Origin of the sequence: Aquabacterium sp. CECT 9606, assembly GCF_918741295.1 — a bacterium.
GTDB lineage: Bacteria > Pseudomonadota > Gammaproteobacteria > Burkholderiales > Burkholderiaceae_C > Aquabacterium.
Genome location: NZ_CAKKNB010000001.1, coordinates 383,862 through 397,763, shown reverse-complemented (window position 1 = coordinate 397,763; position 13,902 = coordinate 383,862). Strand labels below are relative to the sequence as shown.

The 13,902-nt window shown below is 58.8% G+C and carries 12 protein-coding genes; 2 read left to right on the top strand and 10 right to left on the bottom strand.

What is annotated here, in order from left to right:
• The first annotated feature begins 5 nt into the window (after nt 1-5).
• The gene (locus tag LQ232_RS01815; protein ID WP_230178230.1) at nt 6-1,073 is read left to right on the top strand and encodes a GGDEF domain-containing protein; all 1,068 of its coding nucleotides are present in this window, start codon (nt 6-8) and stop codon (nt 1,071-1,073) included.
• 261 nt (nt 1,074-1,334) lie between these two features.
• On the opposite strand, the gene LQ232_RS01810 is transcribed toward LQ232_RS01815, so the two are convergent.
• From LQ232_RS01810 to LQ232_RS01765, 10 genes are all read right to left on the bottom strand, one after another.
• Nucleotides 1,335-1,811, bottom strand: coding sequence for a hypothetical protein (locus tag LQ232_RS01810; RefSeq protein ID WP_230178221.1), 477 nt, complete (start codon nt 1,809-1,811; stop codon nt 1,335-1,337).
• Between the two features lie 126 nt (nt 1,812-1,937).
• Nucleotides 1,938-2,438, bottom strand: a complete 501-nt coding sequence (locus LQ232_RS01805) for a hypothetical protein (protein WP_230178219.1) — start codon at nt 2,436-2,438, stop codon at nt 1,938-1,940.
• Between the two features lie 754 nt (nt 2,439-3,192).
• A complete protein-coding gene (locus tag LQ232_RS01800) occupies nt 3,193-3,432 on the bottom strand; it encodes a hypothetical protein (RefSeq protein WP_230178217.1) in 240 nt (79 codons plus the stop codon).
• Nucleotides 3,433-3,993, bottom strand: a complete 561-nt coding sequence (locus LQ232_RS01795) for a hypothetical protein (RefSeq protein ID WP_230178214.1) — start codon at nt 3,991-3,993, stop codon at nt 3,433-3,435. It abuts the gene before it with no gap.
• The gene (locus LQ232_RS01790; RefSeq protein ID WP_230178212.1) at nt 3,986-4,981 is read right to left on the bottom strand and encodes a hypothetical protein; all 996 of its coding nucleotides are present in this window, start codon (nt 4,979-4,981) and stop codon (nt 3,986-3,988) included. Before LQ232_RS01790 ends, LQ232_RS01795 begins: the two co-directional genes overlap by 8 nt.
• Complete coding sequence (locus LQ232_RS01785) at nt 4,978-7,866, bottom strand: type VI secretion system Vgr family protein (protein ID WP_230178204.1); 2,889 nt, start codon at nt 7,864-7,866, stop codon at nt 4,978-4,980. The genes LQ232_RS01790 and LQ232_RS01785 overlap by 4 nt, the downstream gene beginning before the upstream one ends.
• Before the next feature lie 88 nt (nt 7,867-7,954).
• Nucleotides 7,955-8,953: an AEC family transporter gene (locus LQ232_RS01780; protein ID WP_230178202.1), complete on the bottom strand. Its 999-nt coding sequence runs from the start codon at nt 8,951-8,953 to the stop codon at nt 7,955-7,957.
• Entirely contained in the window at nt 8,950-9,582 is a 633-nt protein-coding gene (locus LQ232_RS01775) for a sulfite oxidase heme-binding subunit YedZ (protein ID WP_230178200.1), read from the bottom strand. The genes LQ232_RS01780 and LQ232_RS01775 overlap by 4 nt, the downstream gene beginning before the upstream one ends.
• Nucleotide 9,583: 1 nt before the next feature.
• Nucleotides 9,584-10,588 carry a protein-methionine-sulfoxide reductase catalytic subunit MsrP gene (gene msrP, locus LQ232_RS01770; RefSeq protein WP_230178198.1) on the bottom strand — a complete coding sequence of 335 codons (1,005 nt, stop codon included), beginning with the start codon at nt 10,586-10,588 and terminating at the stop codon, nt 9,584-9,586.
• 93 nt (nt 10,589-10,681) lie between these two features.
• Nucleotides 10,682-13,321 carry a DNA topoisomerase III gene (locus LQ232_RS01765; protein WP_230178188.1) on the bottom strand — a complete coding sequence of 880 codons (2,640 nt, stop codon included), beginning with the start codon at nt 13,319-13,321 and terminating at the stop codon, nt 10,682-10,684.
• Between the two features lie 71 nt (nt 13,322-13,392).
• Between LQ232_RS01765 and LQ232_RS01760 the strand changes: the two genes are divergently transcribed.
• The gene (locus LQ232_RS01760; RefSeq protein WP_230178180.1) at nt 13,393-13,896 is read left to right on the top strand and encodes an SET domain-containing protein; all 504 of its coding nucleotides are present in this window, start codon (nt 13,393-13,395) and stop codon (nt 13,894-13,896) included.
• Nucleotides 13,897-13,902: the final 6 nt, after the last annotated feature.

The window sequence follows — 13,902 nt, the reverse complement described above, 5'->3', positions numbered from 1 at the left end:
GGACGATGTCGATCCCTTCTGTCACCACGCCTGTCAAGCCCGGATCCCGCGACACATCGCGCTCCTTTTGGAAGCTGATGTACCAAGTCAGCCTGGTGTCCGGCCTCACACACCTGGTGTTCGCTGGCATGTTCTATTGGCTCGGCGCCCACACCATGGCGTGGGTCAACCTGGGCAGCGTGACATTGTTCACTGTCAGCTATGGCTGCCTGAAGTTGCGCCGCAACATCATGGCGGCGATCCTCATCGTGTCCGAGGTCCTGATCCACGCCGCACTGGCCGTGTGGTCCATTGGCTGGGACAGCGGCTTCCACTACTACCTGCTGGTGATGGTGCCGGTCGTGGTCATCAGCAGCATGCGGCGGCGCTCATTCAAGTACCTGTTGTCAGGTTTGGTCTTCGTGCTGTACGTGGCCCTGGACTTCACGATGCACCAGGTGCGGCCACTGCACGAACTCAGCGCCGAGGTGTTGTCTACCTTGCGCGCCTTCAACCTCGCGGCCACCTTCGCGCTGTTGTTCTACCTGTCCAACCTGTACATGAGGCTGGTCAGCAAGGCCGAAAAGCAATTGCGCATCCTGGCCACCACCGACCCGCTCACGCAATTGCTCAACCGCCGCAGCTTCCTGGAAGTGGCCGACTACGAGCTGATCCAACGCAAACGCCATCTGGCCCCGCTGGCCTTCGTGCTGGCCGACATCGACCACTTCAAATCCATCAACGACCAGCATGGCCACGCCGTGGGCGACGCAGTGCTCAAGGCCGTCAGCCAGGTGCTGAGCCAGGCCGTGCGCGAGCAAGACAGCGTGGCCCGCTGGGGTGGCGAGGAGTTTTTGATCCTGATGCCCAATGCCACGCTGGAGGCGGCGAGCATGGTGGCCGAGCGCCTGCGCGAAAAGGTGTCAGCCGTTGAAGTCACCGTGGGCTCGCAGACCATCAAGGTCAGCATGACCTTTGGGGTGAGCAGCCATCGGCTGGAAGAACCGGTGGACGGGCCGGTGAACCGGGCTGACAACGCGCTGTACCAGGGCAAGGCGCGGGGGCGCAATCAGGTGGTGGCTGAGGCCCACTGAGCCAGCTTTGCGGTGTCGGCTTCAAAGCTGAGCGCGGCGGTGCTCAGTGGCCTGCACCGTGATCGCCTCGCGCGTGGGTTGGTCCAGCCGCGCCAAATTGGCCATGTAGGCGGGTCGAATGCTCAGGCTCGCACACCCATATGTGGAACGCGAAGCGCTTGACAAAGTTTTAGCTCTCACCAAACCGGAGCGCATTTGTTCCTTCCAGTATTCTACCAGACCTCGGGATGTTCACATTAAAAATACGAGCACATGCTTGAATTACATACATCCAAATTTAAGCAGCGAATCTGAGAATGATTTCTTGACGCCATTGATTTTTAGAGAATCTATTGCAAACCTAGTCAACTGCTCGTCATTTTGACAAGCCTTCATATCCAATTCGCCTAACTTATACAAATGAAACGCAATCGTCAATTCGCCGCGAGGATCTTCGACCCCATACTCATAAACGGCATATGTCCCATCTTGCTCAAAATAGATCGGCTCTCTCAGAACACCGCAACTGGGCAAGGTGCCACCTGGCTCTGGTGAAACCATATCGATGTACTTGCCAGTATGCAGCAAACCACAGGACGGAACGAAGTCACCTTCTTTTACATAACGCACAACAATGGGAGACAACAATACTTTATTGATTTTCCGCGAAGGGATCACCTCAATAATTCTTTTGGCATTCAGTGTCTCATCAATACTCTTTTGCACCGCACCGGCATTGGCAGAAGACCCAGTCGCCATCAAAATCAATAGAATCGTGAGGAGCGTAACTCTCTTACACTCTCTTCGGCATGAAATCATGGAGTTAAATACATGCATATTCACACATTCTAAAGCGGCAGCGTGGCAAACTTGCCTGAGCCCAGGCTAAGGCAAAAATTTCTTTTTTAGGCCCTGCTCACCCGAAATGTCGTCGTAATCACCCACTAGCTCGCCGTTCTCAACAGAAATGGCATCCAACATATGTGCGGCATCAAGTGCAATGCTCACAGAATCAAGGCAACTTTCAAGCACATATCTTGAAAGTTTTTTAACCCTTGACTTCGAAGCCTTGAAAAAAACTAAATCAACCTCTCTCCCCGCTCCACACTGACCAGTTGAATCAACCTTACTTTTTCTCGCCAACGTTAAAGCAATTATTCCATTTTTGAGGTACGGCTGCTTTTCAAGCGGGAGTAATCTAACCCACATGGCAGAATCAACCAGAAGAGGGCTCTTATTGATGGGCACATCATCTACTAGCTGATGCCCACCTTTGAAAAACAAGGTTGTTTGCGCATTTTTTTTATTAAATCTTAAAATATAAAGATTTCCATCAAAATTAATTTTTGATTCCTGATAATTTCGCCGCTCAATGGGTGCGGACAAGTCTTGGTTTTCTGCACAAGTATACGCAAACCCGTTCATGTGCCCGAAAAGCAATATTGTAAATAATTTACTTAGATGCATTTTGCACATGTTCCGCATAGCAGCGCCCAGTGTAAACAGCAGCGGACCCTTTATGCCCCTGAAGATCTGCAAGGGAAAGTCCTTTGTTCTTTTTATCAACGACATTCCAACCTTTGTTGGATTGCGTGGGATCGCAAACAACATTAACGTTCACTACCCAACTCTTGGAAGACTCTGACCACACGTAATAATGATGGTTCGCTCCATTATAGAAAACCAAAGTTTCTGCATCAATCTGATCTTCAGTTCCGCCCGGGTGTGACGAAAAATATCGATCTGATTTCTTTCGAAGATCTTTTACAAACGATGTAACCACATGCTTGACGTGCGCCTTCCAATTCCAAACTTGTTCATATGACGGTTCAGGTTGGTAATTTGACCCAAACCGATCCATTGTCAAATGACACCAAGGGCATGTCATCACTGTAAAACTGCCGAAAATGGCTTTCTTGTCGAAGATTTTTTTGAAATTGCAACTTCTTTCTTGAAGTTTTGAAGATAACTATCCATTTCTAACCGAACTTGCTCTTCCCCAGGATTTTTCCCAAGATAAGCACTCTTCGCAAAAACGTCACGTCCCCGACCTTCACTTTGACGTCAGCACCCCGCCAATCACTTCACCCAAATTGGCCTCCCACCTTTTCTCGCTTGAGGTAAACGCACCTTCCTTTTTCTATAGTTTGCTATTTTTCGCTTTAAATCTTTTTTTGAATGGCTTCCAACCTGCCTCCAAAATGGCCGCGATAATCTTATAGGTCTGCAATCTGGCTTCATCATGAGCTATCAACTCAGGCTCGGTGATCCCCGTGTTGATGGAGAACTCGTACAAGCCTTCTGGCGCGAGTTGACCCAGTTCCTGAGCGGCCTGCAAGCTAAAATCAGTGGTCAACCATGACCCGACAAACTCAATCAATCAATCCTCTACCTTACGCATGAACACCTTCATGCGACCAGAACTGACATCGATCTGAACATTCTTTCTAGCCGAACCTGCGTCGCTTGAAATCGATTGCTCCAAAGTCAACCGCCCGTTCTGCTCCTCAATACCAATAGCGGCCAACAGTTCGTCAAACTGGTCAATGTCCATGCTGATTGAATTCAAGCAACTCTGCGCGAGAAATTGACCAACCACCTTGCCGGTAGATTTAGCTACCTCCACTAGCAGGAGGCGATCTTCATAGCCCGCTCCGCAAAAGCTGGCGCTGCCTCTGGCTTTAGAGGGCTCTCTGACCAGCAACCACCGCCACGACTTAGCCGGACTACCGTTAAATTCCAACGGTAGAAAAGCGGCGGCTTCGGCACGACGCAGCATCAACGTCAAAGAACGATCAATGCGAAGCTGTCTACCGTCAACTGCGATAGCGGCAACTTTCCCTGCCGAAACCTGCCACTCATGCCCGGCGTTTGCGCCTGCAGCATGGCAAATAATGAGTGATAAGACGAAGCCTCCCAGAGCCCGAATTAGCTTATTCATTGGCAATGTGGTCCGCATAGCAAACGCCCGTGTAGGTCCAAGGATGCTCTTTGGATTGACCAGCCTTACCTTGTCCATAAGTAGCAATATCTCTCTTGCGCAGCTCATCAGCAGACTTTCCAGAATTCTCACTTGAGGTCAAATCCCAACCGATATTGCCTGTGGCGTCATCGCACAATAGGCTAGGATTCCGAATCCAAGCCTTATTCTTTGCATCCCACTTATGATAAATGCCCCCGTTATAGCGACTAAAGGTCTCTAGTTGCAACTGATCATCAGTGAAGCTATTCTTGCCATGGCTGCTGAGATAACTCCTCGCTTCATTTCGTTTGGTGTGATAAAGCTTCAATCCACCCTTAACATTCTCTTTCCAGTTCCATGCCTGGACGTACGTAGGTGCAGGTGTAGTCAGTTGCGCAAGGCCATAACCTTTGTCGAATGCGACAACAGGTTCCCCGTCAGCATTGATGAATTGCTTACCTTTGGCTTCGTGATGAAGGATCTTCTCGTAACCCGTCGCCTCATCCAACGTTGCTACAAACCCGTCCAGCTTTGCTCGCGATGGGTTCGTTCCTTTGATGTAGACGGCACGAAGAAAATGCTCATCTCCTGCAATCATTTCTACAGTGAGCGTCCCCCCAAGCACTAGGCCGTTAAAAGCACATTGCCATTTAGGGTCAGATGTTTCGAATGATCCATTCGCAGCAAAAGACCCAACCTTGGCTCCTCTGCGCCCCGACTCGGATAAGCCACTTACTTTGGCATCCCAAGTGACCTTCCATTTCCATTTAAAAGGCCCCTTGAAATCAGTCTCAGCCTGAAAAATAATTGATGGCATTTTCGCGTCTTCATCGATTCGATGTGTGGATTGCTTTTCTGGACTGATCCATTTGCCCTTGTCATCGGGGACAACCACTTTGATGAGTGACTTCTTGGTGGCGTTCGATTTCGCACCTTGAGCCTTGGCCTTGACTTTTCCACCACTCATTCCACAACCCTCCGCTCGTTTTGGCTCAATACCTCAATGGTGAAGTCAACGCCTTCTGACGCTTCAAATCGCGGTGTCAGCCCGTCTACATCAGTCAATCCAACCCACACCTGACCATTACTGCCCGTAACGCGATATGGCGTATGGGCCATGGGATCACCGTGCACATCGACCAGATGAAACTGCTCATCAAAGACCTTCTGTTCTGATAACAACTCGTCTGGCAGTTCTGGCAAATCCGCCGACCCACTTCCCCCACCACTCCACTCATGCCCCGCCCCCTTCACCGTGAACTTCCCCGGCATCGTGAAGGTGATGTCCCCACCCTTGATCACGATCTGGCTTTGTCCCGCCGTCAAGGTGATGCTGTCCTTGGCCTGAATGCGCACTTCATCGTTCGTGCTTTGCACGGTGATGTCCTGATCCGCCCACACCTGCTGGCCGTCGGTGTGCGCCCGCAAGCTCACCGCACCATTGGCCGCGATGGCCTTGATGCCGCCACTGTGCGTGTACAAGCTGCTGGTCTGCCCGCTCACGCTGCTCACCGTGTGGGCGCTGGTGATCTGCAGATCGCCTTGCAATGACACGCTGGTGTCCTCCCCGCTGAACAGGCTGATGCTGGCCGGCGTCACGAAGCTGGCTGTCACCGGCGTGTCCAGGTGAATGATGGGCGTGCTGAACCGCTCCACCGCCTCACCCAAGACGCGCCCATTGGCCTTTTGCGCCGCTTGGCCGCCCACAGCCTGCGTGTACTTGCCCTGGGCTTGCGGGTCCATGGTGTCCGCGTGGCCTTGCACGGCCTGGCCCGCATCGTGGCTGCTCAAACCCTGGGCGCCCTGCTGGCGGGCGCTCTGGCTCAAGGTCTCGCCCAGCTGACGTGCCGCTTTCAGCTGGCCCACGGCCTCGGCCGCGTCCATCTGCGTGCTGTTGACGCTGGCGCCGCGTTGAGCCCGGGCTGTCGTGCTCATCAACAGGCCACCGCCCGCACGCACCACGCCCCAACCGTCGGTGTGGCCGTAAAAACCTTCACCCAGCCAATTGCCACGCTGCGCATGGCCCGAGCCGCCCTGCCCGCTTTGGCGGATGATCCGGCCCAAGGTCAACTCGCTCCAGCCGGTGGCGCCGCTGTGGCTGGCCAGGCGCATGCGCAGCTGGCCGGTGGCATCGTCCACCAACCACTGGTTGGCGCCTTGTTGGTCCAGGTGCTGGTGGTGCCAGCCAGAGACCGTGCCGGGGTGGTTGCTGCCCGCGTCCACGCCCGCCGGCCAGGGCAGGTCGTGTTGCCCGTTGTGCAACTGCCCCACCACGATGGGCCGGTCGATGTCGCCATCGATGAAATCAACCAGCACTTCGGTGCCCACGCGTGGCGTGAACACCGCCCCCCAATTGGCCCCAGCGGCGCTTTTGGCCACACGCACCCAGGTGCCGCTGCCATCATGGCCGGGCGCATGGCCGGTCTTGGAGCCCTGCGCCGTGGATGGCCCAGACAAGCCGCCCGTCAAGGGCGACTCTCCGCGCTGCCAGCCAAACTGCACCTTCACGCGCCCGTCCCGGTCGGTGGTCAAAGGCTCATTTGGTGCCGCCATGACGATGGCTGTTTGTAAGCCCGGCGCCGTGGGTTTGTGCCAGGGCAACGGTACCAGGCGCGCGGCCTCAGGCGCCGCGGTGAAGCGGTTGCGGTAACTGCCTTGCTCAAGGTCTGTGGACTGGAGGATCTGTGCGGCCTCGGCGCCCAGGTTGTTGGCGGCCTCGTGAACAATGCTCAGCGCGCAGAAGTGGTTGTCAGCGCCACCAATGCCACCATACAAGCTGTGCTCGGTGATCTGAAAATTGGCGCCCGGCTGCAGGGCCCGCACCGCGCTGTGCCCCTCCATGGCATGGTGACCCAACTCGTGCGCGGCCATCAAGGCGGCGGCACGGGCATCCGCAACTGCGCTGCTGGCGGGCTGGGCCGTGCTCACTTGGCCGTCGGCATGCCGGCGCTCCCCATGGCCCCGGTACACCTCCAACGAGGGCACGGCCGCAGGCCGTCCAGGGGCCATGGCTTGCGCCGAGACGCCGGCCAGTTGGCGTTCGTCCCAGGCGGCCAAGGTCACTGCATTGACCCCGACACGTTGCCCCACGCTCCAGGCGGTGATGGTGTCTTCCACCAGCCCGGCACCGAAGCCCATGAAACCATTGCCGCGGATGTCAGGTCGGCTGAAGCTCACGGTGCCCAATTGGGGTCGCGAGGCCTGCTGGTCAAACACCACCAGGGTGTGGTGATCGGCCGCATGTTCAAGGCGCCAGCTCCAACCTTCCTCCGCCATCAAGCGGCATGCAAAGGCCCAATCAGTCTCGCGGTACTGCGTGGTCAAGGCCCGCATCGGGCCGGGCGTGGCCAGCTCGAACCGCACCTTGGCTGCAGGATAGGCCTTGAAGACCTCATCGGTGATGTCTTGCGCGGTTTGGTCCTGGAAGATGCGCGTGTCGCGCCGTTGACTCAACCAATGCGTCCAGGCGGCCAGGGTGAGGCGGTAGCGGGCCAGGCCGCCGTCGGCGCCCAGTTGCGCAGCCCGCACTGCGTGCGCGTGCCAGGTGCGCCACGTGCCGTCGGCCTGTTGCAGACGCAGGGTCACGGCCTCGCCCGTCAAGGCTTTGAGCTCCAGGTAGGCCGAGGTGCTCAGGCAATCGACTTCGGCCCACAGGGGTTCATGGGCATGCACAGCCTCGGTGATCCGCATGCGCTCGACCACCAAGGTGGTGGCGGGCAAAGCAGTGTCGATCTGGACCAGGCGCGTGTGCTGGCCGAGGATCAAGGCCGCCCGCAGCCGAGAGACGAGTTCGCCGCCCAATGCTGACAGCGACGACGTCAAAGCTCCGCCGCTGATCGGAGGCAAGATCATGGTTTCCCCTGGATTTTTTAATGGAATGACAACAGCCCGCCATCATCCAATAAAAGCCAGTCTTGATCTGACCCGCTCTTGGGGGGAATTAGAAATGAATTGTTTCAAATGCCCTGTGGAGGACGCTGGCCCACAGGGTCAGGCTCAGCAAAGCGCAAGCGGTGGTCCACAGGATGATCCGGGCCACCAGGGCAGTGTTCGCGCCCTCTCGCTCGGCGAGCATCGAGACATTGCTGGCCGATGGCAAAGCGGCCGCCAGGATGACGGTCAACCAGCCTGAAGGGGGCAAAGCCACGCCAGCCTGCACCAGCGCCCAACCCGCGCCGCACACCAGCAGGGGGTGGATCACCAGCTTGAGCAGCAGCGGCACACTGATCGGCACAGCGGCCGCAGCAACAAGGGCAGGCTGCATCTGCGCACGCGCCAGGATCGCACCCAAAGTGAACAGGGCCGTGGGGGTGGCGGCCAGGCCCAGGAGCCGGATGGTTTCGTCCACCGCATGCGGCAAGGTCCAGCCCAACCAGGACACCAGCATGCCCAAGGCCATGGACCACAACAGCGGATTGCGCAAAGCCCCTTTGAGCGAGGCTTGCGCCGCATGCCAGGCCTCGGCCGGATCGTCGCCTGGGGCTTCACGCGCGGCGCGCGAATGAGCCCAGGCCAGGCACAGTGAGCTCAACAACAGCACGTCGATCAGCAAGGTGGCCGCGATGGGGCCCGCCGCTTGTGGCCCCAGCAGGCCTGTGAGCAAGGGCAAGCCCAGAAAACCCGTGTTGGGGAACGCCGTGGCCAATGCCACCAGGCCGCTGTCGCGCCGGATCAAGCCTTGGCGGATGCCCCACACCAAGGCCAGCACCGTGACCACGCCCCCCGCCACGCCATAAACCAGCAACAGGCCCAGCAGACCGCTCTGGTGCAAAGCGCCACTGGCCCCCAGCCGGAACAGCATGGCCGTCAGGCCGAAGAACAACACAAAGCTGTTCATGGCGGGGATGCCTTCCAGCGGCAGCAAGCGCCCACGGGCCGCGCCCCAACCCAGCAGGACCAGGGCAAAAAACGGCACGAACAACAACAGCAGATCGGTCATCGAACCCGCAGCATCCCCATCACGCCGCCCTGGCGCACCACGCGCCAGCCCAACAGCACGGCCAGGATGGCGGCATACACCCACACCTCGTTGAGGTCGTTCTTGGCGGATTTTTTCCAATAAAAATGGAGCAAGCCCAGCAAGGCCACCGCGTAGACCAGCTTGTGCAGCGCCTGCCAGCGCTTGGCGCCCATGGCCTTGATGGCACGGTTGAACGAGGTCAGGGCCAGCGGCGTCATCAGCACCAAAGCCACCATGCCCACCAGGATGAAGTTGCGCTTGATGACGTCACGCACGATGTCATCCACCACAAAGCCCTTGTCCAGCCAAGCGTAGCTCAGGAAATGCAGCAAGGCGTAGACGAAAGTGGTCACGCCCAGCGCACGGCGGTAGCGCAGCAGGCCGGCCAGTGAGGTCACCTCGCGCAACGGCGTGATCGCCAAGGTCAGCCATAGCCAACGCAAGGTCCATTCACCCGTCTCGCGGATGAGCTTTTCAGCGGGATTGGCGCCCAGGTTGTCGGTCGCCGCGGCCACCAGCAAGGCCACGGCCGGCACGGCACAAACCACCCATACCAGGGGCTTGATCCAGGGCTTCAGCAGCCACTGGTTGATCAGCAAACGGTTCATCTCAATAATTCTTTTTCAAATCCATGCCGGCGTACAGCTGGCCCACTTGCGCTTCATAGCCGTTGAACATCAGGGTGGGCTTGCGTGGGGTGAACAGGCCACCGTCGCCAATGCGGCGCTCGGACGCTTGGCTCCAGCGAGGGTGGTCGACCTTGGGGTTCACGTTGGAGTAAAAGCCGTATTCAGACGCGTTGGCCTTTTCCCAGGATGACTTGGGCTGCTTTTCCACCAGGCGGATCTTGACGATGGATTTGGCGCTCTTGAAGCCGTATTTCCAGGGCACCACCAGGCGCAGCGGCGCGCCGTTCTGGTTGGGCAAGACCTCGCCGTACAGGCCAAAGGCCATCAGGGTCAAAGGGTGCATGGCTTCGTCGATGCGCAGGCCTTCGACATAAGGCCAGTCCAGCACGCTGGAGCGCACGCCGGGCATCTGCTTGGGGTCGGCCAGCGAAACAAACTCAACGTATTTGGCACGGCTGTTGGGCTCGGCGCGCTTGATGATGCTGGAGAGCGAATAGCCCACCCAGGGGATCACCATGGACCAGCCTTCAACACAGCGCAGGCGGTAGATGCGCTCTTCCATGGGCGCCAGCTTGAGCAGATCTTCCAGCCCCAGCTTTTGCGGCTTGCCCACCTCGCCCTCGATGACGAGCGACCAGGGGCTGGGCTTGAGCGTGTGCGCGGCCTGGGAAGGGTCGGACTTGTCGGTGCCGAACTCGTAGAAATTGTTGTAGCTGCTCACGTCCTCGTAAGGGGTGAGCTTGTCGGCCACCTGGGCGCCAGACACCGTGCTGCGGGTGCCCGCCAAAGCGGCCAACTTGCCGGGGCGTTTGACCACATTGGCGCTTTGGGCCAACGCCTCCTGGCCCGTCCAGGCCGTCAGGCCCAGGCCTGCGGCACCCGCCGCCATCTGTCGCAGCACATCGCGGCGTTGCTGATAAACCTGCTGCGGCGTGATTTCGCTGGTCGCGGGTTGTGAAGGCTGGGGAATTCGGATCAGGGGCATGGCGAAACTCCGGTGAAGATGGTGCGACAACACCTCAGTCGCCGAACCAGCCCCGAACCTTACACCCGCCCCAGTCCAAACGCTGGCCGGGAGTCAGGCCGCCTTCTTGGCCGCGGCCTTTTTGGCAGCCGGCACGCGGGGTGCACGGGGCTCGAACTCGAAGCTCACCTTGCCCGCCTTGGCATCCCAGCTCAAAAACGCCTTGAACTTGCGCCGGGTTTTGTTCGACACGAAGTTTTCCAACAGATCGGTCTTGCCAGTGGCCAGCAGTTTGGTCATCTGCTCGGGTGGCACGGGCTGCTGCAGGATGATCTTGCCGCTCTTGAAATCGCAGGTGGCCACGCCCACGGCGTTCTCGCAGATGTAGTTGCTGCCATGGTCGTAGACGTTGCCCTTGCATTTGGGGCAGGTGCCCAGCGATTGATGCCCGCTGAAATCAACGGCCTCGCCGGCCTCTTCTTCCTTCCTGGCGGCATCGCCAAAGTCGAACTCCATCTTCCAGTTGTTCAGCTCTTCATCGCGCACCAGCTTGAGCTCGGCCGTGAAAGGCCAGCCCGCCTTGGAGCGGAAGCCTTCCAGCGGCCCCACCTTGTGGTCTTGCAGCAAACGCTCGATCTCGGGCAGCTCGAAGCTGCGCCCGGCCGGGCTCTTGCTGATCGAGAAACCGCAGCCCGTGCCTTCCGTGCCATCGGCCGACACGCCACCCTTGCCGATGCAGGTGAAGCGCCGGTAGTTCTCTTTCACCGTGCCACCGCAATTGGGGCAAGGCGTGGCCATGGTGGCGTAATCACCGGGGATGGTGTCGCGGTCGTACTCCTTGGCCTTTTGCACGATGCGCTGGGTCATCTGCGCGATCTCGGCCATGAAGGCTTCGCGGCTGAGCTGGCCCTTTTCCATCTCGGACAGCTTGAACTCCCAGTTGCCAGTGAGTTCGGGCTTGGTCAGGTCTTCCACACCCAGGCCGCGTAGCAGCGTGGTCAGCTGGAAAGCCTTGGCCGTGGGGATCAGCTCACGGCCCTCGCGGATCATGTACTTTTCCATGATCAAACCTTCGATGATGGACGAGCGCGTGGCTGGCGTGCCCAGGCCCTTTTCCTGCATCGCGGCCTTGAACTCTTCGTCGTCGATCAGCTTGCCGGCACCTTCCATGGCGCTCAGCAGCGTGGCTTCCGAGTAGCGTGCGGGCGGCTTGGTCTTGAGCGCGTTGACGACCACGTCTTCATTCAGCACCGACTCGCCAGGCTGCACGGCCACCAGCGTGGCGTCGTCGTCCTGGGCTTCCTTGCCATAGACGGCCAGCCAACCTGGCTTGACCAGCACCTTGCCGTTGGTCTGGAAGTGGTGCTCTTTGCCCGCCGCCGGGATCTTGGTGATGCGCGTGGTGACCATGAACTCGGCCGACGGGTAGAACACCGCCAGGAAGCGCTTGACGACCATGTCGTACAGCTTGGCCTCGATCTCGGTCAGGCTCTTGGGCGCCTGCAGCGTGGGGATGATGGCAAAGTGATCCGACACCTTGGCGTTGTCGAACACGCGCTTGACAGGCTTCACATAGCCTTCCTTCAAGGCTTTGCTGGCATGCTGGGCCAGCTCGCGCAAAGGGCCGGGCATGTCTTCGCTGGCAATCATCTGCATGGTCTGCTTGACCACGTCCACGTAATCCTCGGGCAGCGCGCGCGAGTCGGTCCGTGGGTAAGTCAGCACCTTGTGCTTTTCGTACAAGGCCTGGGCCAGCGACAGCGTGGTCTTGGCGCTGAAGCCGAAGCGCGAGTTGGCCTCGCGTTGCAAGGTGGTCAGGTCGTACAGCAGCGGGCTGGCCTGGGTCGAAGGCTTGGCCTCTTCGGTGACCGAGCCAGCCTTGCCACGGACCGCATCGGCGATGGCCTGGGCCTCGTTGGCGCTCCAGACGCGGTCGGCCTTCAGTTCGGCCTCGGCCGAGCCATCTGCTGCGGCCTTGTCCTTCTTGAAGGTGGGATCAAACCACTTGCCGTCGTAGCTGCCTGCGGATGCACCAAAGCTGCCGCGGATTTCCCAGTAGTCGCGGAACACGTGCTTGCGGATCTTTTCTTCGCGCTCGACCACGATCGACAGGGTCGGCGTCTGCACGCGGCCCACGGTGGTCAAAAAGAAACCACCATCGCGCGAATTGAAGGCCGTCATCGCCCGCGTGCCGTTGATGCCCACCAGCCAGTCGGCCTCGGAGCGGCAACGCGCGGCATCGGCCAGCGGCATCATCTGGTCATCGGTGCGCAGCTTCTCGAAACCATCGCGGATGGCCTGCGGCGTCATGCTCTGCAGCCACAAACGGCGCACGCCCTTGCCCAGGCCCTTGGCCTTGGTGGTGGCGGTGCTGTCCTGCGCGTATTGCATGATCAAGCGGAAGATCAGCTCGCCCTCGCGCCCGGCGTCACAGGCGTTGATCAGGTCGGTGACGTCCTTGCGCTTGATCAGCTTGACCAGGGCATTGAGACGTCCCTTGCTCTTGTCGATCGGGTTCAGGTCGAAATAGGGCGGGATGACCGGCAGGTTGGCGAAGCTCCACTTGCCGCGTTTGACGTCGAACTCCTCCGGGGCCTTGATCTCGACCAGGTGACCGACGGCCGAGCTGACCACGTAGTGCTCACTCTCGAAGTAATCGTCGTGCTTGTCGAACTTGCCATCGACGGGCGTCAAAGCCCGCACGATGTCCTGTGCGACAGAAGGTTTCTCAGCGATGACCAGGGCTTTGCTCATGGTTTGAATTTTTTATCCAACTAAAATCTGCTCTTACGCGTGCGCACGCACACGCGCGCCCACTCATTTCAATGTACCCAAAGTTGTCGATGACGCAAGCACTTCCCAAAATATCCGCGTCAGGCCGGCGCATTCAGGTCCGCCGCTCCGGCATCCACGGCCGTGGGGTTTTCGCCACCCAGCCCATCGAGGCCGGCAGCACCGTCATCGAGTACAAGGGCGAGATCATCACCTGGGAAGAGGCCCTTGACCGCCATCCCCACGATCCCGAGCAGCCCAACCACACCTTCTACTTCCACCTGGACGACGGCCACGTCATCGACGGGAAGTATCAGGGCAACTCGGCCCGCTGGATCAACCATTCCTGCAATCCCAACGTGGAAGCCGAGCAAGATGGCAACCGCGTTTTCCTCAAAGCGCTGCGCGACATCGCCCCTGGCGAAGAGTTGTTCTTCGACTACGGCCTGGTGATCGACGCCCGGCTGACCGCCGCCCTGAAGCGCGAATACGCCTGCTGGTGCGGTGCCAAGCAGTGCCGGGGCACCATGCTGGCCACAAAAAGCCGCAAACGCTGATCAGCC